Source organism: Kribbella sp. NBC_01484, assembly GCF_036227145.1.
In the GTDB taxonomy this organism is placed as follows: domain Bacteria; phylum Actinomycetota; class Actinomycetes; order Propionibacteriales; family Kribbellaceae; genus Kribbella.
This window is the reverse complement of record NZ_CP109437.1, coordinates 295,596-321,474: the sequence shown is the minus strand read 5'-3', so window position 1 is coordinate 321,474 and position 25,879 is coordinate 295,596. Positions and strand designations below refer to the sequence as shown.

26 protein-coding genes are annotated in these 25,879 nt (G+C 70.4%); 18 read left to right on the top strand and 8 right to left on the bottom strand.

Translation table 11 applies throughout. The features are described from left to right. Nucleotides 1-3: 3 nt before the first annotated feature. Nucleotides 4-984: an AIR synthase related protein gene (locus OG555_RS01460; protein WP_329480407.1), complete on the bottom strand. Its 981-nt coding sequence runs from the start codon at nucleotides 982-984 to the stop codon at nucleotides 4-6. A gap of 77 nt (nucleotides 985-1,061) precedes the next feature. On the opposite strand from OG555_RS01460, the gene OG555_RS01455 reads away from it, so the two are divergent. Further along, complete coding sequence (locus tag OG555_RS01455; protein WP_329480406.1) at nucleotides 1,062-2,477, top strand: DUF1116 domain-containing protein; 1,416 nt, start codon at nucleotides 1,062-1,064, stop codon at nucleotides 2,475-2,477. A gap of 4 nt (nucleotides 2,478-2,481) precedes the next feature. After that, complete coding sequence (locus tag OG555_RS01450; protein ID WP_329480404.1) at nucleotides 2,482-3,294, top strand: oxamate carbamoyltransferase subunit AllH family protein; 813 nt, start codon at nucleotides 2,482-2,484, stop codon at nucleotides 3,292-3,294. Here OG555_RS01450 and OG555_RS01445 read toward each other — a convergent pair. Continuing rightward, complete coding sequence (locus OG555_RS01445; RefSeq protein WP_329480402.1) at nucleotides 3,245-6,427, bottom strand: ATP-binding protein; 3,183 nt, start codon at nucleotides 6,425-6,427, stop codon at nucleotides 3,245-3,247. The two genes, OG555_RS01450 and OG555_RS01445, sit on opposite strands and share 50 nt — an antisense overlap. Nucleotides 6,428-6,539: 112 nt before the next feature. Between OG555_RS01445 and OG555_RS01440 the strand changes: the two genes are divergently transcribed. Genes OG555_RS01440 through OG555_RS01410 form a run of 7 tightly spaced genes read left to right on the top strand, consistent with a single transcriptional unit; the run spans nucleotide 6,540 to nucleotide 13,554 of the window. Then, nucleotides 6,540-7,334 (top strand): phosphosulfolactate synthase, encoded by a 795-nt coding sequence (locus OG555_RS01440; protein WP_329480400.1) that lies wholly within the window; start codon nucleotides 6,540-6,542, stop codon nucleotides 7,332-7,334. Then, nucleotides 7,324-8,253: a DUF7714 family protein gene (locus tag OG555_RS01435; RefSeq protein ID WP_329480398.1), complete on the top strand. Its 930-nt coding sequence runs from the start codon at nucleotides 7,324-7,326 to the stop codon at nucleotides 8,251-8,253. The genes OG555_RS01440 and OG555_RS01435 overlap by 11 nt, the downstream gene beginning before the upstream one ends. Then, the gene (locus tag OG555_RS01430) at nucleotides 8,238-9,587 is read left to right on the top strand and encodes a class-II fumarase/aspartase family protein (protein WP_329480396.1); all 1,350 of its coding nucleotides are present in this window, start codon (nucleotides 8,238-8,240) and stop codon (nucleotides 9,585-9,587) included. The genes OG555_RS01435 and OG555_RS01430 overlap by 16 nt, the downstream gene beginning before the upstream one ends. Further along, nucleotides 9,578-10,570: a 1-aminocyclopropane-1-carboxylate deaminase/D-cysteine desulfhydrase gene (locus tag OG555_RS01425; protein ID WP_329480394.1), complete on the top strand. Its 993-nt coding sequence runs from the start codon at nucleotides 9,578-9,580 to the stop codon at nucleotides 10,568-10,570. Before OG555_RS01430 ends, OG555_RS01425 begins: the two co-directional genes overlap by 10 nt. After that, nucleotides 10,567-12,081: an argininosuccinate lyase gene (locus OG555_RS01420; protein ID WP_329480392.1), complete on the top strand. Its 1,515-nt coding sequence runs from the start codon at nucleotides 10,567-10,569 to the stop codon at nucleotides 12,079-12,081. Before OG555_RS01425 ends, OG555_RS01420 begins: the two co-directional genes overlap by 4 nt. 55 nt (nucleotides 12,082-12,136) lie before the next feature. After that, complete coding sequence (locus OG555_RS01415; RefSeq protein WP_329480391.1) at nucleotides 12,137-12,469, top strand: hypothetical protein; 333 nt, start codon at nucleotides 12,137-12,139, stop codon at nucleotides 12,467-12,469. A 17-nt stretch (nucleotides 12,470-12,486) separates the two neighbouring features. Continuing rightward, the gene (locus OG555_RS01410) at nucleotides 12,487-13,554 is read left to right on the top strand and encodes a type I glyceraldehyde-3-phosphate dehydrogenase (RefSeq protein ID WP_329480389.1); all 1,068 of its coding nucleotides are present in this window, start codon (nucleotides 12,487-12,489) and stop codon (nucleotides 13,552-13,554) included. Here OG555_RS01410 and OG555_RS01405 read toward each other — a convergent pair whose 3' ends face one another. Beyond that, nucleotides 13,555-14,211 carry a helix-turn-helix domain-containing protein gene (locus OG555_RS01405; RefSeq protein WP_329480387.1) on the bottom strand — a complete coding sequence of 219 codons (657 nt, stop codon included), beginning with the start codon at nucleotides 14,209-14,211 and terminating at the stop codon, nucleotides 13,555-13,557. Between the two features lie 130 nt (nucleotides 14,212-14,341). On the opposite strand from OG555_RS01405, the gene nthB reads away from it, so the two are divergent. The 7 genes from nthB (at nucleotide 14,342) to OG555_RS01370 (ending at nucleotide 18,561) form a co-directional block, all read left to right on the top strand. Continuing rightward, on the top strand, nucleotides 14,342-15,004 hold the full coding sequence (gene nthB, locus OG555_RS01400) for a nitrile hydratase subunit beta (protein ID WP_329480385.1): 663 nt from the start codon (nucleotides 14,342-14,344) through the stop codon (nucleotides 15,002-15,004). Beyond that, complete coding sequence (nthA, locus tag OG555_RS01395; protein WP_329480384.1) at nucleotides 15,001-15,597, top strand: nitrile hydratase subunit alpha; 597 nt, start codon at nucleotides 15,001-15,003, stop codon at nucleotides 15,595-15,597. Before nthB ends, nthA begins: the two co-directional genes overlap by 4 nt. Then, complete coding sequence (locus OG555_RS01390; protein WP_329480382.1) at nucleotides 15,594-15,956, top strand: nitrile hydratase accessory protein; 363 nt, start codon at nucleotides 15,594-15,596, stop codon at nucleotides 15,954-15,956. The genes nthA and OG555_RS01390 overlap by 4 nt, the downstream gene beginning before the upstream one ends. Then, entirely contained in the window at nucleotides 15,937-16,380 is a 444-nt protein-coding gene (locus tag OG555_RS01385) for an OsmC family protein (protein WP_329480380.1), read from the top strand. The genes OG555_RS01390 and OG555_RS01385 overlap by 20 nt, the downstream gene beginning before the upstream one ends. Before the next feature lie 31 nt (nucleotides 16,381-16,411). Then, nucleotides 16,412-17,734: an FAD-dependent oxidoreductase gene (locus tag OG555_RS01380; RefSeq protein WP_329480378.1), complete on the top strand. Its 1,323-nt coding sequence runs from the start codon at nucleotides 16,412-16,414 to the stop codon at nucleotides 17,732-17,734. A gap of 10 nt (nucleotides 17,735-17,744) precedes the next feature. After that, nucleotides 17,745-18,002 carry a hypothetical protein gene (locus OG555_RS01375; RefSeq protein ID WP_329480376.1) on the top strand — a complete coding sequence of 86 codons (258 nt, stop codon included), beginning with the start codon at nucleotides 17,745-17,747 and terminating at the stop codon, nucleotides 18,000-18,002. Between the two features lie 70 nt (nucleotides 18,003-18,072). Further along, nucleotides 18,073-18,561: an MSMEG_0572/Sll0783 family nitrogen starvation response protein gene (locus OG555_RS01370; RefSeq protein ID WP_328518992.1), complete on the top strand. Its 489-nt coding sequence runs from the start codon at nucleotides 18,073-18,075 to the stop codon at nucleotides 18,559-18,561. Nucleotides 18,562-18,617: 56 nt separating this feature from the next. Here the strand turns inward: OG555_RS01370 and OG555_RS01365 are convergent, their stop codons facing one another. Genes OG555_RS01365 through rpe form a run of 3 tightly spaced genes read right to left on the bottom strand, consistent with a single transcriptional unit; the run spans nucleotide 18,618 to nucleotide 21,968 of the window. Further along, a complete protein-coding gene (locus OG555_RS01365; protein WP_329480374.1) occupies nucleotides 18,618-19,319 on the bottom strand; it encodes an HAD-IA family hydrolase in 702 nt (233 codons plus the stop codon). 1 nt (nucleotide 19,320) lies between these two features. Next, complete coding sequence (gene tkt, locus OG555_RS01360) at nucleotides 19,321-21,255, bottom strand: transketolase (protein WP_329480372.1); 1,935 nt, start codon at nucleotides 21,253-21,255, stop codon at nucleotides 19,321-19,323. Continuing rightward, nucleotides 21,255-21,968, bottom strand: a complete 714-nt coding sequence (gene rpe / locus OG555_RS01355; protein WP_329480371.1) for a ribulose-phosphate 3-epimerase — start codon at nucleotides 21,966-21,968, stop codon at nucleotides 21,255-21,257. Before rpe ends, tkt begins: the two co-directional genes overlap by 1 nt. 134 nt (nucleotides 21,969-22,102) lie before the next feature. Here rpe and OG555_RS01350 point away from each other — a divergent pair, with 134 nt between their 5' ends. Further along, nucleotides 22,103-22,771 (top strand): response regulator transcription factor, encoded by a 669-nt coding sequence (locus tag OG555_RS01350; RefSeq protein ID WP_329480369.1) that lies wholly within the window; start codon nucleotides 22,103-22,105, stop codon nucleotides 22,769-22,771. Then, the gene (locus tag OG555_RS01345; protein WP_329480367.1) at nucleotides 22,768-23,937 is read left to right on the top strand and encodes a GAF domain-containing sensor histidine kinase; all 1,170 of its coding nucleotides are present in this window, start codon (nucleotides 22,768-22,770) and stop codon (nucleotides 23,935-23,937) included. Before OG555_RS01350 ends, OG555_RS01345 begins: the two co-directional genes overlap by 4 nt. 9 nt (nucleotides 23,938-23,946) lie before the next feature. Here OG555_RS01345 and OG555_RS01340 read toward each other — a convergent pair whose 3' ends face one another. Next, nucleotides 23,947-24,942, bottom strand: a complete 996-nt coding sequence (locus OG555_RS01340) for a class I fructose-bisphosphate aldolase (RefSeq protein WP_329480365.1) — start codon at nucleotides 24,940-24,942, stop codon at nucleotides 23,947-23,949. Nucleotides 24,943-24,977: 35 nt separating this feature from the next. Further along, nucleotides 24,978-25,877 (bottom strand): LysR family transcriptional regulator, encoded by a 900-nt coding sequence (locus tag OG555_RS01335; RefSeq protein WP_329480363.1) that lies wholly within the window; start codon nucleotides 25,875-25,877, stop codon nucleotides 24,978-24,980. Nucleotides 25,878-25,879 lie beyond the last annotated feature (2 nt).

The window sequence follows — 25,879 nt, the reverse complement described above, 5'->3', positions numbered from 1 at the left end:
GCCTCAGGCCCACAGGCCGGTGATCGTCTCCGTGGCCAGATCCATCAGGACCGCCTCGTGCTCGCCGTCTCCCACGGTCAGCCGGCTGCCCTCGGTCACCTGACCCACCTCTGCACAGACCAGACCGTGCCGCTCGAACACTGCGGCACAGTCCGCGACGCGATCCGCCGGAGCGGTGAGCCAGAACGCGTACGTCGGGAAGGCGATCAGCCAGCGCAATGGGTCCGCGCCGGCCGGCATCGGCATCCGCCGGAGGTCGACGGACGCGCCGTGGCGGGTGAACTCGAGCAGCATCGCCAGCGATCCGAGTGCGCCGGCCATCGACACGTCCTTCGCGGCGACGGCTGACCCGTCGTCGGCGACCTGGGCGAGCAGCCGGACATCGCGGGCCAAGGTCGCGGACTGCGCCGCGATGGAGGTGAAGAACGGGAAGTCCGTCCGCATCGTGCCGTCCAAACAGGCCGCGAACAGCACTGCCTGGCCCGGTCGTACGTGCGCCATCGAGAGCGCGGAGTGCACCTGGCCGAGCGCGAACGCCGACAACGAGGTGTCCGCGTCGGCCCGGGTCAGATGGCCGCCGACGATCTTGACGTCGTACATCGTGGCGGCGTCGGCCATTCCACGGAGGACTTCCGTCACGTCGGCGTCGCGGCCGACCACCGTGTTCACGATGGCCTTCGGGACTCCGCCCATCGCGGCGACGTCGTTGACGTTGGCCAGGACGGCGGCAATGCCCGCGCCGTACGGATCCTGGCGGACGAAGGCCGGTGCGATCGCCTCACCGCAGACCACGGCGGAGGCGCCGTCGAGCCGGACCACGGCGCCGTCGTCGCCGGGACCGTGGAGGGGATCGCTGGTGTCGACGAACTCGCACACCTGGGCGATCGCGCCCTTCCCGGAGACGCCCGCGTGCCGGCGGACGACCGCCACCACGTCGTCCACGCGGGGCAGGGACTGGACGGCAGTCGGGGCTGGATCGATCATGACTCGTATCCTATAGTAGATGCTCATATCGGTCGAGAGATATCTGCTCCGGCTGTCACCCCTCGAAAGGCATCGTGATGAGTCAGACTCCCGTCGTCGATCTGCCGGCCGCCGTTGACGTGGTCAACATCGGGCTCCCGTTGTTCGAGACCGCCCTGCGCGATCAGGGCCGGCCGGTGATCGGTGTGGACTGGCGGATCCCCGGCGGCGGTGACGCTCGGACCGTGGCGGCGCTGGCCCGGATGCTGGGTCCCGCGGCCGGCCGGATCGACAAGGCCAACGCCGAGGTGATCCGGCGGCTCAACGAGGGCGTGCCGCTGCTGGTCGGCGTCGACCGCGCAGGTGCCGTCATCCCGGGCATGGGCGAGCGCACCATCCTGCACTGTGGTCCCTCGATCGCCTGGGAACAGATGCCCGACCCACTCCAGCGGTCGGTGCGGGCAGCCGTGGTGGCTGAGGGCTGGGCTCCCGATGTCGCTGCCGCCGGCCGGCTGGTCGAGTCGGGCGAGGTAGAGCTCGAGCCCGCCAACGAGCACCGGACGGTGGTCCCGATGGCCACGTCGATCGGCCCGTCGGCGCCGGTGTACGTCGTCCAGAACGAGCTCGGCGGTACGACGGCGTACTCCAGCATCAATCAGGGATCGGGCGCGGTGCAGTGGTTCGGTGTCGACAGTGACGACGCTATCGCGCGGATCGTGTTCGTCCGGGACAAGGTCGGACCGGTGCTGGCCGAAGCCCTCGCGAGTCACGGTCCGGTCGACGCCTTCGCCCTTGCCGCGCAAGGCGTTCCGATGGGCGACGACGTGCACATGCGCGTCCAGGCGACCACGAACCTGTTCCTGCGCGACCTGCTGCCCTACCTGGTGCGGGCGCAGCACCCCGCTGCGCCCGAGGTGGCGACCTTCCTCAGCGGCAACCACCTGATGTTCCTCAACGTGGCGATGGCCGCGGCGAAGTCGCTGGTGGAGTGGGCCGGCGAGGTGCGCGACGCGAGCATCGTCACGACGATGGCACGCAACGGGACGACGTACGGCGTCCGCCTGGCCGGCGGTGGTGACTGGTTCCTCGCGCCCTCGCCGCCGATCCAGGATGCCTTGTACTACCCGGGTTTCGGCCCGGAGACGAGTGCGCCGGACATCGGCGACAGCGCCGTACTCGAGCTGGTCGGACTGGGCGGCCCGGCCGCGGCGAACTCGCCCGCGGTGGCCGGCTTCCTCGGTGGCCGGATGTCGCACGCGATCGCCGCCACCCGGAGCATGCAGCGCATCTGTGCGGGGGAGAGCCCGCGGTTCCGGCTGCCGATCCTCGACAACGTCGGGACCCCGGTGGGTGTCGACGTACGCAAGGTGGTCGAGCTCGGCATCACGCCGGCCGTGAACACCGGAATCATCCACAAGACCGATGGCGCCGGTCAGGTTGGTGCCGGCGTGGCCTGGGCCCCGATCGAGCCCTTCACCGATGCGTTGCTCGATCTCGACCGACGGCTTGCCTGACCACGTGACCGAGCACCTCGCGCCGGTCGTCGTCGGGGAGGCTGTCGCGGCTGCCCACCCCGACGGGGCGCACGGGACCGTGGTGGGAACCTTCCGGCACGGTTGCTACGTGCAGGTCCACGGCGACATGTACGCCGTCGCCGGACCTGCCGTGGCACCCGGGCCGATCCACCTGATCGTCGAGCACGCCCCCGCTCGCGTGCCGGAGGGCCTCGCTGTCTGGCGCGACGGCGGGCGGCTTCGCTCGACCGAATGGCAGCTGGACCTGGCCGGAGCCGCGGTGTACCGGCCACGGATGCCGGCCGCGACCGACCTGCACCTGGCGACGACAGCCCTGAAGGCGATGCGCCACCGGCTGGCAGTGCCTGAGGATCTGCGGAACTGCTGGGAGTCGGTGCGGCGGGCCGTGGCCACGGACGATCTGACCGCGGCCAGGGAGCTGCTCGAAGGCCGTGGCGGCGGCCTGACGCCGACCGGCGACGACGTACTCGCGGGTGTCCTGCTGGTCCACGCTTGGCGAGGCGACGACCCCGACGGTCTGCTGCGAGTCGCAGCGGAAGCAGCGACGACGAATCTCAGTCGTTCGTTCCTGGCCTGGGCAGCCCGGGGTCAGAGCCTGGCACCTGTGCATGACCTGGTGGCGCACGCGGCGGCGAACGACGTCACCGGGTTCGACCAGGCGGTGGCGACGGTGTCGGCCATCGGCGGGTCGTCAGGCGTTGCTCTCCTCTGGGGGATCGGACTCGCCACCACCGCCGCCGGGACCGTCAGGAGTTGGCGCGCGGCAGCCGTCCCGCCTGCGCGAAGTTCGTCCTGAGCTGCCGGGGGAGTGTGGCCTCCAACCGGCGCAGCGCGTCGCGGGCCTCGTCGGGGCCGCCGACCTCACCGAGGAGCAGCAGGGATCCGGTCTGCCGAGCGAGGGTCGCGGCGTCCTCGCCGCGGCCCAGCAGGTGGAACGCCAAGGCCTGGTACTTGAGCGAGCCCGCCGTACGCGCGGCATCGAGCAGCGACTCGGGATCGTCGAGTCCGATCCGGCAGCGTACCTCGCGAACGCGGAGGTCCGCCCGCCACCGGAACGGCAGCCAGTGCTCGATCAGCCGGCCGGCCGTCTCCAGCCGCTCGGCGGCGAGCTCCGTCTGGCCATCGAGGCGCTCGCTGTCCGCGAGCGAGCACAAGGCATGCAGCTCCTGCTCGATCTGCAGGCTGCCCGCCTCCACCTCGCGGGACTGACTCAGGGCGAGCTCGGACAGGTCGTGGGCCCGGATGGGTTCGCCGAGCTCGCGCCAGACCCAGGCCAGTGTGGTGTTCGTCCGCGCGCGGTAGAACGAGACGTCGTACCGCTCGAGGATCGCGGCCTTCGTCTGCAGCACGGTCAGGGCGCCGGACAGATCCCCGGCGTTGCCGCGGGCCAGGCCGGCGAAGAACAGTGCCCGCAGCAACGGATGGAACGCGCCGATGCGGTTGGAGATCGCGACCGCGTCGTCGAGCACCTCGATCGCCTCGCCGTACCGGTCGGCGTGCGCGAGCAGTGCGCCGAGGCAACTCGACACCGAGGCCTTCACCGCCCCGTCCTCGTCGCCGTTCTCGTCGAGGGCGCGCTCGTACGCGCGATAGGCGGCGTCGAAATCGCCGGCCCAGTGCTTGGTCCGGCCGAGCAGGTTCCACGCGCTGGGCCGGGCGCCGGGCATCCGGGATGCTTCGTCCGCGCGGGCGACGGCTTCCTCGACGTCGCGTCGGTAGTACGCCGTCCAGCCGAGCCGCTCGACCGCGGTGGCGCGAAGCGACCGGTCCCCGCGGGCGACAGCCAGCGCCTCCGCCTCCTGATGGTCGTCGGTCGCCGCGTCGAAGTCACCGAGCTCTTCGCGAGCCGCACCCCGGCCGATCAGGGCGAGCCCTTCGAGCTCCTGATCGGCGGCCTTGCGGGCGGCGTCGAGCGCCGAGGTGAACAGCCGTACGGCGTCGGCGTTCGCGAACGAGCGGCGCGCCAAGGTGGCCGCTTCGTACCACGACCTCGCCGCCGCCGCGGTGAGGCCGGCGCGCTCCTGGTGATGTGCCCGCAGCTCCGGCCGGGCCGAGAAGATCTCCGCCAGCTGACGATGCCGCAGCACCCGGACCGGTCCGGGGAGATTGTCGTACAGCGCCTGCAGCAGGATCGGCGGCGACGACACGAACAACTCGTTGCGGGAGGCAAGCAAACCGGCCGCCATCGCCTTCTGCAGCGTGGGCATCATATCGACAGCCGGACGACCGGCCAGCTGCTCGAGGGTGTCAAGGTCGAAGGCGGTCCCGATCACGGCCGCGGCCTGGAGCAACTCGTCCACATCGCTGCCACTGCGTCGGACCCGGTCGAGCACCATCGAGCGCAGGGTGCCGGGAATCTCCGGCTCGGGCTCCCCGCGGTTCAAGGCGGCGAGCACCTCGATCACGAACATCAGCTGGCCCTGGGTCAGCTCCCAGACGAAGGCCGCCTCCGAAGCGCGGCCTGCCTGCTTCGCCAGCTGGGCCACCTCCGCCTCGGTGAGCGGACCGAGCTCGACCAGCAAGCCGTTGCCTGCCAAGGCGCGAAGGTCTGGGTCCAGCCGGTCGGACGGGACGGTCGCCACGACGAGAAGGGGCGCATCGCTGATGGTGTGGAGGAGCCACTGGAGTGCTTCCAAGGTGGCAGTGCCGGCCAGGTGCAGGTCGTCGAAGAACAGCAACAACGGTTGGGCTTCGGCCGCGGTCGTGAGCACATGGCGCAGGGTGTTGAGAATCCGCCGGTGCTCGATCTCCGGGCTCGCGCGCCGGTACTCCGCTGCGCCCACGACGTCGCGCAGATCGGGCACCAGCTCCACCGCCGTGTCGGTCCACGAACCGAGCATGGCCGGGAGGGCGTCGGGAGCGGTCGAGAGCAGGATCCGGCTGAGCACTGTGACGAGTGGCTGCAGCGGTGACGACCGCTCGCCCTCGAAGCAGTCGACCCGGATCGCGCGGGCGCCACCGCGATCGGCGTAGTCGGCCAGGTCTTGCGCCAGCGACGAACATCCCGAGCCCGGGCTTCCGGTGACCAGGATCGCCCCGGCTTGACCGGCGGCAGCTAGGTGCCAGCGGTCGACCATCGCGGCGTACTCGTCGTGCCGGCCGATCAGGGTCGAGCTGCCGGCGACCTCGCCTGGACGCGGAGTGAGCACCGGCCCGGGTTCGGCGCCACTCACGATCGCGCTGAACAAGGCGTCGGTCTCCGGGCTGGGCTCGACCTCCAGCTCGTCGCGCAGCTCGAGCCGGAGCTCCTCGTACGTGCGCAGCGCCGACGCGCGATCGCCGAGATGCCACTGCGCGTTCATCAGCGCGCGACCGGCCTGCTCGTCCTGGCGGGCCTGCGCGAGCACCGACTCGGCCTGGCTCGCGATGTCGCTCCACATGCCCAGCTGTGCCTGCGCATCCCAGCTGGCGCGGTGCAGCCGGCGGCCCAGCGCATCCACGTGCCGCTGCTGATCCTCGGCCCAACCTCGTTGCGCGAAGGCCGGCGGAAGTTCCGGGTGGCCACGGGTGAGAAGTCCGAAGGCACGCCGCGCGGCGGTCACGGTCACGGCCGGACTCAGGGCGGCGCGTGCTTGCGCGGACTTGGCCAAGTCCTCGACGAGTGCGAGATCACTGGTCCACGCCCGCCCGCTGTTGAAGCGGTAGCCGGTGGACGACGATCCGGTGATCACGTCCGAGCCGACCGCCCGGCGTACTCGGCTGACGAGCGACGCGATCACCCGGTCGGCGGCGAGGGGAGCATCGTCGTCGTCCCAGAGCGCGTCCACCAGGGCGTCGATCTGCACGAGTGCACCGCCCGCGGCCACCAGGCGGCGCAGCAGGATCCCGGCCCGGCCGGCCGGAACGGGACCGAGGCGGCGTCCGTCCGCGTCGGTGACCTCCAGCGTGCCGAGCACGAAGACGGTCGAGGGCGCCGCATGGGTGGACATCAGGTGACGCTCCTCTCCCGGGTCGGCCTCGGCGTTTCCTATGATATAAATACATCACTGATAGTGGAGGGTGTCGATCCTCCCGGGCGAGTCGGCTGGAGAGGCGGGCGCAATGGCTGGGTCTGGTCCGAGCTTCCTCACGCTGCCGGAGCGATCCACCAAACCCCGTTCGGCCGGGCTCACCCACGTCTTGGACAAAGGGTATTCCCTCGACCGCGCGGCGTCGGTTCTCCAGGCGTACGCCGGCTGGATCGACATCTGGAAGCTCGGCTGGGGTACGGCGTACATCGAGCCGGCGCTGGCCGAGAAGGTCCGGCTGCTGCGCGACCATCAGGTCAAGCCGTGCACCGGTGGCACGCTGCTCGAGATCGCCTGGCTGCAGGGCCGGGTCGACGAGTTCTTCGAGTTCGCCACCTGGGCCGGATTCGAGTGCGTCGAGGTGTCCCGCGGGAGCACGGACCTGCCGTTGGCCGAGAAGCACCGGATCATCCGGCAGGCCCGGTCCCTCGGGTTCGAGGTCTTCGCCGAGGTCGGCAGCAAGGACCCGGGTGACCTGGTGTCCGCCGCCGAGTGGACGGACGAGCTCGAGTCGGACCTGGACGCCGGCGCCCGCTGGCTGGTCGCGGAGGGTCGCGAGAGCGGCACCGTCGGTCTGTACGACGCCGGCGGCGAGCTGCGGGAGGATCTGCTCGATGAACTGGTGTCGTCACGTGCGGCCGGATTCATCGTCTACGAGGCTCCGCAGCGGTCGCAGCAGGCTCACCTGCTGCGGCGTCTCGGCTCCGAGGTGAACCTCGGCAACATCGCCCTCGACGACGTGATGGGCCTGGAAACGCTGCGTCGCGGCCTGCGCTCCGACACGATCGGGCTCGGTGCGGCCCTGGAGACCTCGGTCCGTGCGCACTGACGAGCAGATCACGAGCCGGCCGACCGATCCGGAGGCGCCGAACGTCATTCCGGGGCGCTATCGGCAGGTCGCCGTCGCCAGTGTCCCGACGCTCGACCCGGCCTGGCTGACCGAGCACTTCACCGATCGCGAGGTGTACTTCCGGACCCGCTTCGTCGTGGCCCGGCACGAAGGCCGCGTGGCCCTCGTCGAGGTGGACCGCAAGCCGTCGGACGACCTGTTCACGCTGACCATCTCGGCCCGGGTGCTGGCCGGAGCCGACGACTGCGCGGTCGTGGTGGACGAGACCGTTGACACCGCCGTTCCTTCGCAACTGGCAGCCGCCGCCGAGAGGTTCCCCGGCGTCCGCTGTGTCGTGGTCGAGGGCTCGTACTCGCACGTGAGCTTCATCCTCAATCCCGCTCCGCTCCGGATCAGATTGGTCGACGTCGTTCCGCCTGGTCGGGCCAAGTTGCTGGACCAGGTCCAGCGGGTGCTGGCCACGGCCGAGGATCTCCCGCCGGTGGTCGTCGTACCTGATCTCGTGGACAGCCGGCAGTTGCTCGCCGCGGCGCACGACGTACCTCCGCGAGATCTGCTGATCCCGTGCCGTGGCTCGGGGATGGACTTCCCGGGCAGCGCGGTGTCGTTCCTCGACGAACGACCGCCCGAACGGGACTGGACGCTGCTCGGGTGTGAGCGGTCCAACCAGATCCATCAATGGTTCTACGGCAGTACGCCGGAGCGGGTCGACATCTGCCCGCGGCAGTGGCTGAAGCCGGATGGCCGGAGCACGCTGACTCGCTGCTGCCTGCTCCAGGAGGGCGTCGAGAGCGAGCGAACCGGAACGGTCGTTCCGTGGGGCGCCTCGCTGGCCGAGGTCCGCGCGGCGCTCGAGATCATCGTCGAACGGGCGGAGGTGGCATGGACGCACATCTGATCGATTCCGCGATCTTCGGTCATCAGTGGAGTACGGCGGAGAGTCGCGGGATCTTCGCCGAGACCGCTCGGGTCGCCCGGTGGGTCGACGTGATCATCGCGCTCGCCGAGGCCCAGGCGGACGTCGGCATCATCCCCGCCTCCTCGGCGGCCGCGATCGCCGGCCTGCGCGGCAGCCGGCTCGATCTGGCCGGCATCGCGGCAGGAACGCGGACCACATCGCACTCGACGCTCGGGCTGATCCAGGTGCTGCAGCGCATGCTGCCCGCGGAAGCGGCCGAGCACGTCTACTACGGCGCCACCGTCCAGGACATCTCGGACACCGCGCAGGTCCTGGAGATCGCTGAGGTCGCCGGGCTTGTCTGGCGGGATCTGTGGGCGATCGAGGCGGAGCTCCTGACTCTTGCCGAGCGGCACCGCGCGACGCCGATGGTTGGTCGTACGCACGGTCAGCCGGGGGCTCCGATCACCTTCGGGTTCAAGGCCGCGACGTGGGCCGACGAGATCGGCCGCAGCCTTGAGCGCCTTCATCAGGGCCGCGACCGCTGGCTGGTGGCGGAGCTGGGCGGTGCGGTCGGCGTACTCGGGTTCTTCGGCGCGCAGGCGATCCCGCTGCGTACGGCGTACTGCGAGAGACTCGGTCTCGGGGAGCCGGCCATCTCCTGGCTGACCACCCGCGATCGGCTCGCGGAGTTCGCCCAGGTGCTGGCCGCCGCGGTCAGCGCGATGGCCCGGATCGCGAACGAGGTCTACGTGCTCGCCCGGGCCGAGCTCGCCGAGGTGCGCGAGCCGTCGCCGTCGAGCACGGTGGGCAGCATCTCGATGCCGCACAAGCGCAATCCCGAGGTGTCCGAGCAGGTCGTCACGCTCGCGCGTCTGGTGCGTTCGTTGGCGGGTGTGCTCGCCGAGACCGTGATCGGCGAGCACGAGCGAGACGGACGATCCTGGAAGACCGAGTGGGTCGTGCTGCCGGAGCTCAGCCACTACACGCTGGCCGCGGCCGGGATGACGCGGTCCCTGGTCGGCGGCCTGGAGGTCGACCCCGCGCGGATGCTCGCGAACCTGAGAGCGACGGAAACCGCGTCCTCGGAGCGGCTGCTCAGCGCGATGTCGGCCCGGCTGGGCAAGCACAAGGCGCAAGCGACGCTGCAGGACGCGTACCGGGCCGCGATCGGCACCGGCCGTTCCCTCACAGCGGTGCTCGACGGGCGGATCGAGGCGGCCGAGCTGGCCGAGCTCGACCGGGTCGACACCGGCGCCGCGGCGGCGATGGCCGACGAGGTCGTCGTCCGCGCCATCCGCCGCCGCGCGGGGGAGAGTGCGTCGTGGCGCTAGCGAGCCTCCCGCGGATTCCCCTGGGGATCTTCCCGACCCCGGTCCATCACGTCGCGGATCTCGCGGGTACGCCGGGATTGCGCGACGTACTCGTCAAGCGCGACGACCTGACCGGATTCGCGTGGGGCGGCAACAAGGTGCGCACTCTCGAGTACGTCCTGGCCGATGCGCTGTCGCTGCGGTCCGACACCATCGTGGTCGCGGGCGGCCCCACCTCCAACTTCGCCGCCCTGTTGGCCGTTGCCGCGGCCGGGCAAGGGATCGACGTCGTACAGGTCTGCTACGGCGACCCGCGCGCCGGTGCGGCTGCGCTGGCCTTGTCGAGGAGTGCCGGTGCTCAGGTCGAGTTCACCGGTTCCGCGGATCGCAGGAGCATGGATCTTCGCGCGGGCGAGTTGGCCGGCCGGATGCGAGCCGAGGGCAGGCGTCCGTACGTCGTACCTCGCGGGGGAGCGACTCCGATCGGCGCCTGTGGTTTCGCCGTGGCCGCCACCGAGCTGGTCGCGCAGTTGGCCGGTCGCTCGGTCACTGTGGTGATCCCGGTCGGTTCGGGAGGCAGCATCGCCGGTCTGGTGGCCGGCCTCGCGTCAGTTGACGGCGACGGGGTCGAGGTGGTCGGAGTGTCGGTCTCCCGGCCCGTCGCGGAGATCGAGGCACAGGTCGCCAAACGTGCCACGGAATGCGCCCGGCTCGTCGGTGCCGGCGGTCCGCTGCCGCGGTGGCGAGTGGTCGACGGACGAGGACCCGGCTACGGCGGGGGATGGCCCGAGGCGGACCGGTTGGCGGGCGCGTTGCTGCAGCACAGCGGATTCGTCGCCGACCCCGTGTACAACGCGAAGGCACTGCTGTGGCTGAACGATCATCGCGGTGAGCTGCCCGGGCCCGTCCTGTACTGGAGCACCGGCGGGGCACTCGCAGCCGCCGACGAACTCACCACCACGGCAGCCGCGATCGCGGCCGTCGGCGAGGAGGCAACGTCATGACAGCGGTGAACTCAGCGCGCCGGGTCGAGGGCCCGTCCAAGGATCGGCCCGCGCAGCAACTCGTCGACGCGGGATTCGCCTGGGAGATCGCCGACGCACCGCTGCTCCACCACGGGCTGAACATGGCCGACATCGCGCACGTACTCGATCTCCGCCACCGCCGGATCATCCCCGACCGCGCCGCCGCGGCGCTGCTCGGCGTGCTACTGGACACGCATCGCACCAGGCCGGAGGACTTCCCGTACGACGCGGCGTACGGCGAGCCGTACAACTCGCGCGAGCGGCACTTCGTCGCGACCATCGGTGACGACGCCGGCTGGCTCCACGCGGGCCGGCCCCGGCGGGAGGCGGCCCGGGTCGCGCTGCGGATCCTGCTACGCCGACTGACCGCCGAGCTCGCGGCCGGCGCCGCCGAGTTCGCAGCCACCACCTGTCGTACGGCGGCCCGCTACCGCGAGGTCTACATGCCGGATCAGACCTACCTCCAGCAGGCGCAGCCGTCGACGTTCGGCCACTACCTGCTGGCCTTCGTGCCGCCGGCGATCCGGGACTGCGAACGCCTGCTCGACGCACTCGACCAGGTCAACACGAGTCCCGGTGGCGCAGGATGCGTCAACGGCAGCCGGTTGCTGGACGACCGGCGAGTGATCGCGGACCTGCTCGGGTTCGGCGACGTCATCACGCACACCCGCGACGCGATGTGGCAGACCGACACCTTCGTCGATGTCCTGAGTACGAGCGTCAGCCTGCTGTCCAACCAGTCCAAGCTGGCCGAGGACCTGGAGATCTGGTCCAGCCAGGAGTTCGACTACATCGACCTGGCCGGCCCGTACACCCGCGCGTCGGTGCTGATGCCGCAGAAGCGCAACCCGTACGCGTTGTCGATCGTCCGCGGTGGCGGCGGCGTCCTGATCGGGCGGCTGACCGGATTCCTGGCGGTCGTGAAGAGCCCGTCGGCCCGCAGCGACAACCTGATCTTCGCGTACGGCGAGATCCCCAAGGCGGTCGAGTTCGCGACCCGCATCACGGCGCTGATGGAAGGTGTCGTCGACACGCTGAGTGTGAACGAGACCCGGATGTGGGAGCGCCTCGAGGAGGGGTACACCCAGGCCACGGACCTGGCCGAGTTCGTCATGCTCCGGTGCGGCCTGGACTACCGGGCGGCGTACCTCGTGGTCGGGGAGGTGGTGCGCGACGCCAGCCGGCGCGGCGTCCGGGGTGTCGACATCACGTCGGAAGACCTCGATCAGGCCGCGCTGTCGGTCGTCGGGCGTTCGCTGGATCTGGATGCCGAAGAGATCCGGAACGTCCTGGATCCGCGCGCCATCGTGGCGACCCGCAGTGCCCTGGGCGGCGCCGCGCCCGAGGCGGTCGAGACCATGACCGAGCAGTACCTCGCCAAGGCCGTCGACCTCGGCTACCGGGCGAACCACGCGCTCGAGAAGTACGCCGCCGCGGAGGCCCGGTTGCTCGCCGAGGCCGAGCAGGTCGCGGCCGGGCGGGGTGAGTGACCGGCGTTGCAACGCCGTGCAACACCTGTGCAACAGCGGGCGGCAAGATCCGTTCATGGACACGTTCAACCCCGAACCTGACTGCTGCGGATGCCGCTTCGAGCAGAGCGCCCCGGCGCACCATCGGCGCCTGGTCTCGCTGGAGGCGCAGCCGATGATGTCGCTGGTGGAGCTGATCGAGATGGCGGCCACCTGGGGCGAGATCGAGTACGGCGAGGCCGAGCCGGTGATCCCCCCGAGCGAATGGATCGATTTCGCCGAAGCACACGCGTGGGCCGATGGCGACCGCGTGTTTGACGCGCTCGTGGCACTTTCCTCCCTGGTGCCACGAGCGCGGACCAAGGCCGGCGCCGGTGCGAAGCCGGTGCCCGTGCTGGTTCCGGTGTGACCCGAGAGGACTTCCCGATGACCGACGTACCCCGGATCGCGATCAACGGCCTCGGCCGGATCGGACGTGCGCTGCTGCGCGCCATCATCGCGCGCGACTCGTTCGTCGACGTCGTCGCCGTCCATGATCTGACCCCGGCCGCGACGCTGGCCTACCTGCTCCAGCACGACACGGTCCACGGGCGGCTCGGCGTACCGGTGGCGGCGACCGACGACGAGCTCGTGGTCGGCGACCGGCGGATCAAGGTGCTGCGGGCGAACCATCCGGGGAACCTGCCGTGGGGGTCGCTGGGAGTCGACGTGGTGGCCGAGTGCAGCGGGCACTTCACCAGCCGGGACCGAGCCGGCGGGCATCTGCGGGCCGGCGCGAAACGGGTGATCGTGTCCACCCCGACCGACTCGGCGGAGGCGACGATCTGCCTCGGTGTCAACGAGGCGACCCTCGACCCGAACTCGCACCGGATCATTTCGAACGCGTCCTGCACGACCAACTGCGTCGCACCGATCTTCGCGATCCTGGACGAGGCCTTCGGGGTCGAGGGCGGCTGGGTCGACACCGTGCACGCCTACACCAACGACCAGCAGTTGCTCGACCTGCCACACCACGACCTGCGCCGGTCCCGGGCCGCGGGTCAGAACATCATTCCGACCGGGACCGGTGCGGACACCGCACTGGCCCGGGTGCTGCCGCAGCTGAAGGACCGCGTGCACAGTGTCGCGGTGCGCGTCCCGGTGCCCGACGGCTCGCTCAGCAACGTCGTGGGAATGCTCCGTACCCAGGCCACCACCGAGCAGGTGCGCGACGCCTTCATCCAGGCGGCGCTGTCTGAGCGCTGGGCCGGGATCGTGGGCGTGAGCGATATGCCGATGGTCTCCAGCGACGTCATCGGCGACCCGCGCTCCTGCGTCGTCACGCTGCAGGACATCGAGTCGCACGGCAACGCAGTCCGCGTGTTCGGCTGGTACGACAACGAGTTCGGCTACGCCAACCGGTTGCTCGACCTGATCGAGATGGTGACGCTGCGGACCAACGTCAGACGCCCCGCGGAAGCTCGTACGACGCCCTCGTCGGCGCTGGTGTGGTGATCAGCCGCGTCGTTCGGGCAGCGACACCCAGACGACCTTGGTGGTGCGCGCGGACGGATTGCGCCACGAGTGGTTCTCCTCGGAGCGAAAGTGCAGCGAGTCGCCCGCGCTGAGGCGATAGGTCTGCGCACCGACCGTGAGCTCCAGCGTCCCGGACTGGACGTGCACCAGGGCCTCGCCGGCCGGACGCCGGTCATCCGGGGCCGACTGTGCGCCCGCGGCCATCTCGGTGATGCTCGCGGTGAGCTCGAACGGCCCGGACTCCGCGGAGATCGAACCCACCACGACGTCGCCGTCGGGTGACGTCCGGACCCGCCGCTGGTTCTTCGGGGTGAAGCTGACCGGCGTGGCCGGCGCGTCGGTCTCGTCGATGAAGTGGGCGACCGGCACCTGGAATGCGGCCGCGAGCTTGAGCAGCGTGGTGATGGTGGGGACCATCGTGCCCTGCTCCACCTTGTGGATCGCGGCCGGCGAGACGTCGGAGCGCTCGGCCAGCTGCTGCAGCGAGAGTCCGAGCCGGCCGCGCAACGTCCGGAGCCTCGGGCCGATGCCGGCGACGACCTCGGAGACCTCGGACTCCGACAGCGGAGCCCCGGCGGGTCGCTCGGCCGGCGCGTGGTCGCTGACCCGTGCGGATCGTGCGGATGGCGGTGTCACTTCGGCACTCCTTCGGTCTGCCCCCGGCCTTTAGTAGACGCAGTATATCCGATGGTTGACGGGCGTCGATGTGTCTCATAGTGTATTTCCTTATCGGATAAGAGATTTCGACGAACCCGAGGAGCTGCTGGTGGACGGCATTCACGACATGGGCGGCGCCCATGGCTGGGGCGCGGTCGCGATCGAACCGGACGAGCCGGTGTTCGCGGCGGACTGGCACGCCCGCACCTTCGCGCTGGGGCTCGCCTCGATGGGCGCGTCGGGGACCAACCTCGACGCCTTCCGGCACGCGCTCGAGCGCCTGCACCCGGTCGACTATCTCGCCGACGGGTACTACGGGCGGTGGCTGGCGGCCGCAGAGCTGCTGCTGGTGGACAGCGGCGTACTCGCGCAGGGTGCAGTCGAGGCCCGCGCTCGCCGCCTGGCCGGTGAGGACGTCAGCGAGCCGGCCGACGTCGAGGTGCGCAAACCCTCGTACGAGCGCGGTGGCCCCGGATCGTTGCGTCAGATCGACGACGCGCCGGCCTTCGAGGCCGGGCAGCGAGTGCGGGCCAGGGAGCAGTACAAGGCGGGTCACACCCGGATGCCCGCGTACGTCCGCGGTCGCGCCGGGGTCGTCGAGGCTCGCCGTCCTGCCGCCGTACTGCCGGACAGCACCGCCCACTTCACCGGCGAGGACGCGCAGCACGTCTACACCGTGCGCTTCGAGGCGACCGACCTGTGGGGTCCCGGCGCCGAGCCGGCGACCGTTTTCATCGACCTCTTCGAGAGCTACCTGGAGGACTGCCAGTGAGTGCCGATCCCCGTTCCGTCGACCGGCCACCGGCCGCCCTGCGCGCCGAGGCGCTCGAGGAGCTGCTCACCGAGCGCGGCCTGGTGAAGACCGAGGTGCTCGACGGCTTCATCAATCGCTACGTCAACGACGTCGGCCCGCTCAACGGCGCCAAGGTGGTGGCCAAGGCGTGGGTCGACCCGGACTACCGCGAACGTCTGCTCGCGGACGGCACCGGCGCCATCAAGGAGCTGGGCTTCGCCGGTCCGCAGGGCGAGCACATCGTGGTCGTGGAGAACACCGCCGAGGTGCACAACCTCGTCGTCTGCACACTGTGCTCCTGCTACCCGTGGCCCGTGCTCGGACTGCCCCCGAACTGGTACAAGGATCCGGCGTACCGGTCCCGGGCGGTCCGGGAGCCGCGGGCGCTGCTCGCGGAGATGGGGCTGCCACTCGCGGACGGCATCCGCATCAGGGTGTGGGACTCCAGCGCGGAGAACAGGTACTTCGTTCTGCCGCGGCGCCCACAGCACACCGACGGCCTGACCGAGGAAGAGCTCGCCGCCCTCGTGACCCGCGACGCCATGGTCGGCGTCGCCGAGGTGCTCTCGTGACGGCGGAGATCGCCGGCACCCTGGACGACACAGTCACCGGGCTGCCGCGAGCCAACGGCGAGCTCGTCTTCGAACAGCCGTGGGAGAGCCGTGCCTTCGGAATCGCGGCCGCGCTGGCCGATCAGGGCCTGTTCTCCTGGAAGGACTTCCAGGGCAGCCTGATCGCCGAGGTGGCCCGGCGCGACGGCGAACCGGGGGAGTACAGCTACTACGACCGCTGGCTCGGCGCGCTCGAAGAGCTCTTGACCGAGCGCGGGGTCGTGGCCGCGGACGACATCGACGCCCGCGCCGACGTCCTGTGCCACCGGCCGCCCGGTCACGACCATCGCGACGAGGACCATGGCCACCACGCGCACTGAGGACCTGGTGGCGGCCACCCGCAGCGTCGAGAGTGTCTGGCACGGCGGGTACCACTGCACCGTCGAGGCCGGCCCCTTCACGATCCAGGTCGACGAACCGGAGGAGGTCGGCGGCGCCAACCTCGGTCCGCAGCCGACCGACCTGTTCCTGGCTTCGGTCGCGTCCTGCTTCACGCTGGCGATCAGCTACGCGGCCCGCAAGCGCTCGCTCGACCTCACCGAGCTGACGGTCCGAGCGACCGGCCGGTACGACGGCCTGCAGTTCGGCGCCGTCCACGTCGAGGCGCGGATCGGTGCCCCCGAGGCCGAGCTCGAGCGACTGGTCGCGGCGGCCGAGCGGGTCTGCTATGTGACCAACACGCTGCGCTCCGGCGTCCGGCTGACCACCCGAGCAGTTGTCCCCCAGGACGGAGAGATCCAGTGACCATGCGATGCGAAGCAGGGAGTGAGTTCTCGTGAAGATCGTTGTGATCGGCGGCGGTGCCGCCGGCCTCGGGGTGGCCGGTGCCGCCAAGGGCCAGGACCCGTCCGCCCAGACGGTGGTGTACACCGAGTACGAGGACGTGGCCTACAGCCCGTGCGGGATCCCCTTCGTGCACGGCAAGGAGATCGAGTCGTTCGAGAAGCTGTTCCTCGCGACCAAGGAACAGTACGTTGCCCAAGGCATCGATGTGCACTACGAGACCAGCGTCGAGAGCATCGACCCCAGGTCGCGGACCATCAAGGTGAGCGGCGAGGGCGAGGTCTCCTACGACAAGCTCGTCCTCGCGACCGGCTGGAACTACGACACCCCCGACATCCCCGGCGTCGAGCTCGGCGGCATCTACCACGTCAAGAACATCCGCGCAGCGATGGAGTGGGACCGCTACCTCGACACGGTGAAGTCGGCCGTGGTGGTGGAGTCCGGGCCGATCGCGATGGAGATGGTCTCGGCCCTGCGGCATCGCGGCATCGACGTGACCCTGATCGATCCCGGACCGTGGCCGATGGCCGACGTGATTGACCCGGACATCGTCGAGCCGGTCCGGAAGAACTGGGAGGAGTCCGGTGTCACGCTCAAGTTCGGCGAGCGGGTGACCGCCTTCCGGGGCACGGACACCCTCACCCATGTGAGTACGACGTTCGGCGACGTACCGGCGCAGTTGGTCGTGATCGGCAGCCACAAGGTGGCCAACTCCGGTCTCGCCGGGTCCGCCGGGATCAAGCTGGGCAGCACCGGCGGTATCGCGGTCGACCCGCGGATGCGCACCTCCGACCCGAACGTCTATGCGGCGGGCGACTGCGCCGAGATTCCGCACGGTGTCTCGAACGTCCCGTTGCAAGGGCTTTCGGGCAGCCACGCCTACGCCCAAGGCAAGACCGCGGGGATCAACGCGGCCGGCGGCTCGCGGGTGCACAACCCGGTGTACGTGCCCTGGGGGATGCTCGCCGGGCAGTGGATGATCGGCGGGGTCTCGTTCGGCGAGACGCTCGCCACGGCGCTGGGACTGCCCTTCGTCACCGGCGTTGCCGACGGCATCACCCGGGCGCGGTACTACCCGGGCGTGAAGCCGATCAAGGTCAAGCTGCTCGCGGACCCCGAAACCCGGCGGTTGATCGGCGCCCAGATGGTCGGTGGCGAGGGGATCAAGGAGCGCGCGGACTTCCTCGGCATCGTGGCCCGGACCGGTATCACGGTAGACACGCTGGCCACGATGGAGAACGTCTACTCGCCCTCGATCGGAGCGTTGAACGAACCCATCGCGATGGCGGCGCAAGCCCTCGTCGCGAAGCTCTGAGGTGGCCGGTATGCCCTTCTTCCACTGGCTTCGCGCGAACTCCGAGCACGCCCTGCTGGCCGACGCGCAGCGCCGGATGGCGACCAAGTACGGCGCCAATCCGCCGGCCCGCCCGCACGGACTCAAGGACCGCTGGTGGCGACAGGTGTTCGCACCCGCCTACCGGATCCTGCCCTGGGGCCTGCGCCGGACCACCATGCAGGCGATTCCGGGCAGCCATCGCAGGGGATGGCCGAAGCCCGACTACCTCCCGCCCGGCGATTACTGAGCCCCTGCCCCGACCGGGTGCAGGCCGTCCCACCTCTCCGCACTGCCGACACTTCGAAGGAGTCAGCATCATGCCGAAGACAGTCACCATCGAACCGCCCCAGGAGGGCGACATCCTCTTCGACGTCGAGGAGAAGATCTTCCCCGACCACCAGGCCAACGAAGGCGACAAGGCGTATGTCTTCATGCACACGGTCCCGTTCGAGGGCTCCGTCGGCCTGGTCAACATGCTCACGGCCACCCGCCTGCAGCGGAAGGGATTCGACCTCACCTTCATCCTGTACGGTCCCGGCGTCCTGATGGCCTCGGCCGCCCGCGGCTACCCGGCCGTCGGGAGCGAGGGCTTCCCGGGCAACCTCGGGTACAACAAGCAGCTCAAGACGCTGATCGACGAGGGTGCGAAGGTGTACGCCTGCCGGTTCGCGATGGGCGCGCTCTACGGCATGCGCGAGGACGACCTGATCAAGGGCGTCATCCCGTTCAACCCGCTGGACGTGCTGGACGCCAACATCCAGGCCTGGCGGGACCGGGCCATCGTGTTCGCGACCTGGACCGTCTGATCCGTCCCACGACGAACGATGCCCCGCAGCCGTGAGGCTGCGGGGCATCGTCATGTTCATCCTTGCGGAGGCGGGATGCGACGGCGGAACCAGGCGACCAGGGCTGGGTCCTCGAACCCGCCGGCAACCAGCGCCGCGCCGGACAGGTCGTCGTCCTGCGTGTAGTCGTTCTGGGCCGCAACGCAGCACAGTCCGGCCGCCACAGCCGCGCGTACGCCGTTTTGTGAGTCCTCCACGGCCACGGTCCGATCGGCCGGGCAGCCCGTTCGCCGTAGCACCTCGAGGTACACCGCCGGGCTGGGCTTGAGCTCGGGAACTTCGGTGCCGGTGACAACGGTCTGGAAGCGCGGGCCGAAGACCCGGTCCAGCAGCGGTTCGACCCAGGCGCGCGTACCGGTCGTTGCCACATGCATCGGTACGCCGGCCGCGTCGAGCTCGTCGAGCAGCCGATGAACACCCGGCCTGGCCTGCACCTTCCCGGCCTCGATCAGGTCCCGCATGATCTCGGTCTTGCGAGCGTGCAACCGCTCGGCCAGGCGCCGGGCATCGCCGGCGGGCACTCCGGCCTTCTCGAACCAGAACGCCAGTCGCTTGGCCCCGCCGGCGATGTGAAGCAGCTTTCCGTACGTCGGAATGTCCCAGCGGTCTCCTAGTCCGGCCTCCTCGAAGGCGGCGTTGAAGGCAACCCGATGGCCATCGCGTTCGCTGTCGACCAGCGTGCCGTCGACATCGACGACGACCGCGGCCAGCCGGCCCACCTCAGGCCCCCGGCGACTGCTGCAGGTACTCGCGGATCCGGCCGAGCACCGCCGTGCTGGTGAAGCCATGATGCGCCATCACCTGGTCGCCAGGGCCGCACGTGCCGAACTCGTCGATACCGATGGCCAGGTCGACCAGCCCCTTCCAGCCCATGGTGCTGCCGGCTTCCAGGCTGACCGTGACCGCGAGCGGATCCGGGACGTAGGCGGATCGGTCCAGCGCGGAAACTACGCGGACGCTGTGACCTTCGGCGGTCAGTGCTTCGGCGACCTCAGCGACCAGGGCGACCTCGGATCCGGTGGCCACGATCTCGACCGAGACGGGTGAGCGCTCATCGGCCGGCAGCGCGGTCTGGGGGAGTGTCTGGCGCGACAGGATCAGGGCAGTCGGCCCGTCGGTACGCTCCAGCGCGAGCTGCCAGGCCCGTGCCGTCTCGGCGTCGTCCGCCGGGCGCAGTACCTGCAGTCCGGGGATGACTCGCAGCGACTCGATCTGCTCGACGGGCTGATGGGTGGGGCCGTCCTCGCCGACCGCGATCGAGTCGTGGGTCAGCACGTGGATGACGGGCTGGCGCATCAGCGCGGCGAGCCGGAGCGCCGGCCGCAGGTAGTCGGCAAAAACCAGGAACGTACTCCCGTAGACCCGGAACCCGCCGTGCAGGCTGAGCCCGTTCATGATCGCGGCCATGCCGAACTCCCTGATCCCAAAGGCGATCGTGGAGCCCGAGTAGTCGTCACGGGTCACCACGGCTCCGCCGGTCGCGGTCCCGGTGGAGCCGGCCAGGTCCGCCGATCCGCCGATCAGCTCCGGCATCACCGCCGTCATAGCCTTCAGGCAAGCCTGGGACGACTGCCGAGTCGCCCGAGGCGCTTCGCCGGGAACTGCGGACAACTTCTCCACAAGAGCACCCGGCAGCCGCCGATCGCGGCTGCGACGGAACCCCGCTGCATGATGCGGTGCGCTCGCCTCGAAGGCGGCGAACGCCGCCTGCCAGGCAGCGTGTTCGCGGGCGCCGACCGACGCCAACGCGTCGCAGGCAGCCCGCACCGGCTCCGGAACGCTGAACGGCGGGTGCTCCCACCCGGCCAATCGCTTGGCCTCCGCGGCCAGTTCCTCCCCGAGCGGTGAACCATGCGCCTTCGACGTACCCGCTACGCCTGGCGCGCCGTGGCCGATCATGGTCCGGACCGCGATCAGGCTCGGGCGCGAGTCAGCCTTGGCCCGAGCGATCGCGGCGTCGATCGCGTCGACATCGGTACCGTCCTGAACCGTCTGCGTGTGCCAGCCGTACGCCGCGAAGCGGGCGACCTGGTCGTCGCTGCAGGAACGGTCGACCGAACCGTCGATGGTGATCGAGTTGTCGTCCCAGAGCACGACCAGCCGGCCCAGACCGAGATGCCCGGCGAGCGAGGCAGCCTCGTGGCTGACCCCCTCCATCAAGCAGCCGTCGCCGACGATCGCGTACGTGCGATGGTCGGTGATCTCCGGGTAGCGCGCGTGCGTCATCCGCTCCGCCAGGGCCATCCCGACCGCCATGGCCAGGCCCTGGCCGAGCGGCCCCGTCGTGCACTCGACCCCGGCGGTGTGACCGAACTCGGGATGGCCGGGAGTGCGCGACCCGAGCTGGCGGAACGCGCGCAGTTCGGCCTCGGGCAGGTCGTAGCCGACGATGTGCAGCAGACCGTAGAGGAGGGCCGAACCGTGCCCGGCCGAGAGCACGAAGCGATCCCGGTCGGCCCAGTCAGGTGCCGAGGGGTCGTGGCGCAGATGCCGGCTCCAGAGCGCCCACGCCATCGGGGCGGCGCCCATCGGCATGCCGGGATGGCCTGAGTTCGCGGCCTGCACCATGTCGACGGCTAGGAAGCGCAGGGTGTCGACCGCCAGCCGGTCGGTCTCGACGGAGGGCGTCGCCGTTCGTTGCAGCAGCTCGGTCATCAGGCGGCCTCCTCGTTCTTCTGCGCAGCGCTGACCGCGGCCGCGCGCAACTGCCGGACGGCGGCGGCCTTGCCGTCGCTGTGGGCATACATCCACGAGCCGGAGATGAACACGTCGGCGCCGGCCGCGGCCGCGCCCCGGATGGTGTCGGCGGTGATGCCGCCGTCGACCTCGAGCTCGATCGGCAGGCCGGACTCGTCGATCAGCCGCCGCAGCCGGGCCACCTTCTTCTCCACCGAGGGGATGTAGGCCTGCCCGCCGAAGCCGGGGTTGACCGTCATCGCCAGCACCAGGTCCGTCTCGGTCAGGACATGTTCCACCAGATCCACGGGCGTGTGCGGATTGAGCGCGACACCACTGCGTACGCCGAGATCCCGGATCCGGCCGAGCGTGCGATGGAGATGGGTGCATGCCTCGGCGTGGACGATGATCAGCTCGCATCCGGCCTCGACGTACCGGGGTAGGAGCTCGTCCGGCTCCACCACCATCAGATGGGCCTCGAAGGCGACCCGGCTGTGCTCCTGGGCCGTCGCGATCACGTCCGGGCCGAAGGTGAGGTTCGGGACGAACACCCCGTCCATCACGTCCCACTGGATCCGGTCGACGCCGGCGTCGCACAGCGCGCGGATCTCGTCGCCGAGGCGCGCGAAATCGGCGGGCAGCACCGAGGGGACGATGAGCGGACGGGGGGCGCGAGGGGTGGGCTCGGTCATGGCTGGCCTTCCTGATCGGAGACTTCCAAGCGCACCGTGCCGCGCCGATCACGCCCTCACCCGCCCGGGTGGAGATGCGGGTGAAGTCCCTTGTGATCGTGGGGAATCGCGCCGTCTCCGCTTACTCTTGGCCCATGCCGGCCACGACTCCGACCCCGCTGCGCCTCGTCCTGGTGGACGACCACGAGATGGTGCTGCACGGCCTCGTCGCGATGCTCGGCCATTTCGTCGACCAGGTGGTGGTCACCGGCCAGGCGACGACCGCGGCGGAGGCCCTCACGCTGGTCTCCGACCAACGGCCCGACGTCGTGTTGTGCGACGTACGGATCGGCAAGGAGAGCGGGCTCGACCTCTGCCGCCAGATCACCGCGCAGTATCCGGAGACCAAGGTCGTGCTGCTGACGGTGTACGACGACGAGCACTACCTGTACCAGGCGCTGAGAGTCGGTGCGTCGGGCTACATCCTCAAGCGGATCGACGGTCAGGAGCTGGTCGGGCATCTGCGCCGCGTCCGTGAGGGCGAGACGGTCATCGACCCTGCGCTGGCCGGACGCGTCGCGCTGTCCGCCGCCAGGCTCAGCGCGGGCGAGTTCTGGCCGGGCGCGCACCTCGGACTCACCCAGCGCGAGTCGGAGGTCCTGGAGCTGCTCGTCTCCGGCCACTCCAACCGTGGTGTCGCGAGCAAGCTCGTCGTCAGTGAGGACACGGTGAAGACGCACATCCGTGGCCTGTACCGCAAGCTCGGGGTCTCCGACCGCAGCGGCGCCATCGCCGTCGCGCTCCGCGAGGGTCTGTTCCATTGACCGCCGAGACAGGGCCCGTCCCCTCGGCGGCCGAGCTCGCGCGACTTCTTGAGGCCGACGGTGTACTGCTGCTCGCCAGCGACGGTCAGGAGCTCACGGTCGCCGACATCTGGCCGCCCCACCCGTCGACGGCCGCGCTGAGTATGCCGGTCGGATTCGGGGTGACGGGTCTCGTGGCCCGCAACGGCACGCCCGTCGTCCTCGCGTCCGACTCGCCGCGCAACGCGCTGCACCGGCAGTTGCTCCGTCTCGAACCCCGGCAGACCGTCGCGAGGATGTGCGTTCCGCTCCGAGGGCTCGAGGACCACATCGTCGGAGTGCTGGCGGCCCATCGCAGTCCGCGCGTTCCCTTCGGTCCGGCCGATCTCGCCCGCGCCGAGCGGTACGCCGCGGCGGTCGGTCTGCGGCTGCACGCCGAGCAGCTGTGGCTGGCGGTGAACCGGCACCGGACCGAGCGGGATCGCCTGATCAAGCAGGCCATCTCGGCCCAGGAGGCCGAGCGCCGGCGGATCGCCTTCGACCTGCACGACGGGGTCACGACCGCGCTGGCGTCCATGTCGTTCCACCTCTCGGCCGCGGACATGACCGTGTCCGAGCTCGCCGTACGCGACTCCGCGGGTGGAGTGCCGGAGGCCGAGCTGGCGCGAGCGCGGGCCGAGCTGGTCAGCGCCCGAGAGCTGGCCGACCTGGCCTACCACCAGACGCGGGCCGCGATCTCCGGCCTGCACAGCCTGGTCCTGGACGACCTCGGCCTGGTCGCGGCGATGGAGTCCCTGGTGCAGATGGCGGCGGGTGGCGAGAGTGCTCCGTCGATCGACCTGCTGGTCGATCCCGCGGCGACCCTCGACGACATCCCCGACCACGTCGCCGCAGCGCTCTACCGGATCGCCCAGGAGGCGCTGGCCAACGCGGTCAAGCACGCCGAGGCCGATCGCGTCGTACTGTCGCTGCGGCGGGTCGGCGACTCGATCGTGTTCGGCTGCGCCGACGACGGCAAAGGGTTCGACCCGGAGGAACGGCGGACCGCCCGCGCGGGCGACGCGGACGGTGCGCAGCACTTCGGGCTCAGCTCGATCGCGGAACGCTGCGCGCTGATCGAGGCCTCACTGCGGATCGAATCGATCCCCGAGCGAGGTACGACGGTCCTGGTCGAGCTGCCCTTCTGAGCCCACGGTTCAGCGGGTCGCCTGACCGGCCCGACGGCAGTTGTCCACCAGGACCTGCTGGGCTTTCGGCACATTCCGGGCTTCGCCACCCCAGGTGCTCAGAGCATCGCTCACCAGAGCGCGCCCGAAGGAGAACGTGACCGGCCACGCGCGGTCGCCGAGTCGGTGCAGTTCGCGGAGAGACTCGGACACATGGCCTGTCGGCTGGCCACCGGAGAGGAATGCGATCCCGGCCAGCGCCTCAGGCACTGTCTCGGACAGTACGCCGAAGGTCGCAGCGGCAATCGTCCGCGCGGTGGCTGCCGGGGCGTCGAGGCCGGGAGTCACGAAGTTCGGCTTGAGGACGACGCCGGACAGGTCGACGCCGGCCTGCGCCAGCTCGTCGAACAGGGTGCGCAGGGCAAGGTTCGATGCCTGCGCCGACGCACCCAGATCGTGGTCACCGGTGCACAGAACCTCCGGCTCGACGATCGGGACGATGCCGTGCTGCTGGCAGAGAGCGGCGTACCGGGCGAGCGCGTGACCGTTGGCCCGGGCCGAGTACGGCGTGATCGTGGCGACATCGGACACCGCGCGCCACTTGGCGAACGCAGCCCCGCGTTCGGCGTACGACGCGAGCCGGTCACCCAGCCCGTCGAGCCCTTCGGTGACCAGCGCGCCACCGCCGCCGGGCAGCTTGCTCGTGCCGGTGTCGACCTTGATGCCGGGCAGGATGCCGAGCTCGTGCGCGGCCTGGGGGAACGGGCGGCCGTCGGCCAGCTCCTGCCCGAACGTCTCGTCGCACCAGATCACCCCGCTGACCCAGTCCGAGAGCCCATCGGCGGTGATCAGCAGTTCGCGATAGTCCCGCCGGGCGGTCGGGCTGGACGGAATGCCTTCCTCTTCCAGCCGGGACGACATGGTCTTGATGGATTCGTCGGCGGCCAGGATGCCGCGACCGGCATCGGTCATCCGACGGGCGGTGTCGGCGAGAGTGGGGAGATCGGTGCGCAGCGTCGTGGTCATGCAGTGCAGCATCGCCCGGCGCGGCACCGCCGTACTCACCCCTGGGGGCGAGACCGGGTGTGAAACGCCGCCGCCCCTACCCGGCCGGCATCGCAGACGTGGCGGAGGAACAACCGGCTCGCCGCGGTCGGCTCGGCGGTGGTGCACAGGTGCCATGGACGATCGACGGGAGTTCCGGGTACGGCGTACGTCGCGAGCTCACCGGCGTCGAGTTGACCGCGCACGGCCTCCTCGTGCACCAAGGTCAGGCCGAGTCCCTGGCGCGCCGCGGCGACTGCTGCCCCCGAGGTCCCGAGGGTGAGCAGCGGTGGCGCCGCCTGCAGCCGCGTCAGCAGCGACAAAGTGGTGTCCCGCGTGCCCGAGCCCTGGCCGGTGAGCAACCAGGTGCTGGTCAGTGGATCGTCGTCGCGTCCAGGTCGGCCGACGAGCACCAGCCGGTTGGCCCGGCGGGCGCGGGTGACCAGGCCGGATCCGCGCGGCGGCCGTCCGGCGAGCACGACATCGACGGCATGGTCGCGGGCCTGGGCGAAGAGCTCGTCCCGGGGGAGGACCGACAAGGACAGCTCGACCTGCGGATGCTCATCGACGAACGAGGCCATCAGGCGGGGAAGGACATACTCGCTGGCCGTCGCCACCGCGCCGATCCGGAGCCGGCCCCGATCGGCGTCGTGCACCGCGCCGGCCGCCTCGGCGAGCAGCCCGAGGAGCTTGCGGACGTACGCCGCGAACGTCTCGCCGGCGTCCGTCGGCACGATGCCGCGCCCGGCCTTGCTGAACAGCGCGGTGCCGAGCGCGGTTTCCAACGCCGAGATCGCCGCCGACACCGCCGGCGGCGTGACGTGCAGGGTCTCGGCCGCCGCGCGGATGCTTCCGCCTTCGTAGACGGCCAGGAAGGTCTGAAGCCGTCCCCAGGTGGCCGCGGCCGGCAGATCCATTT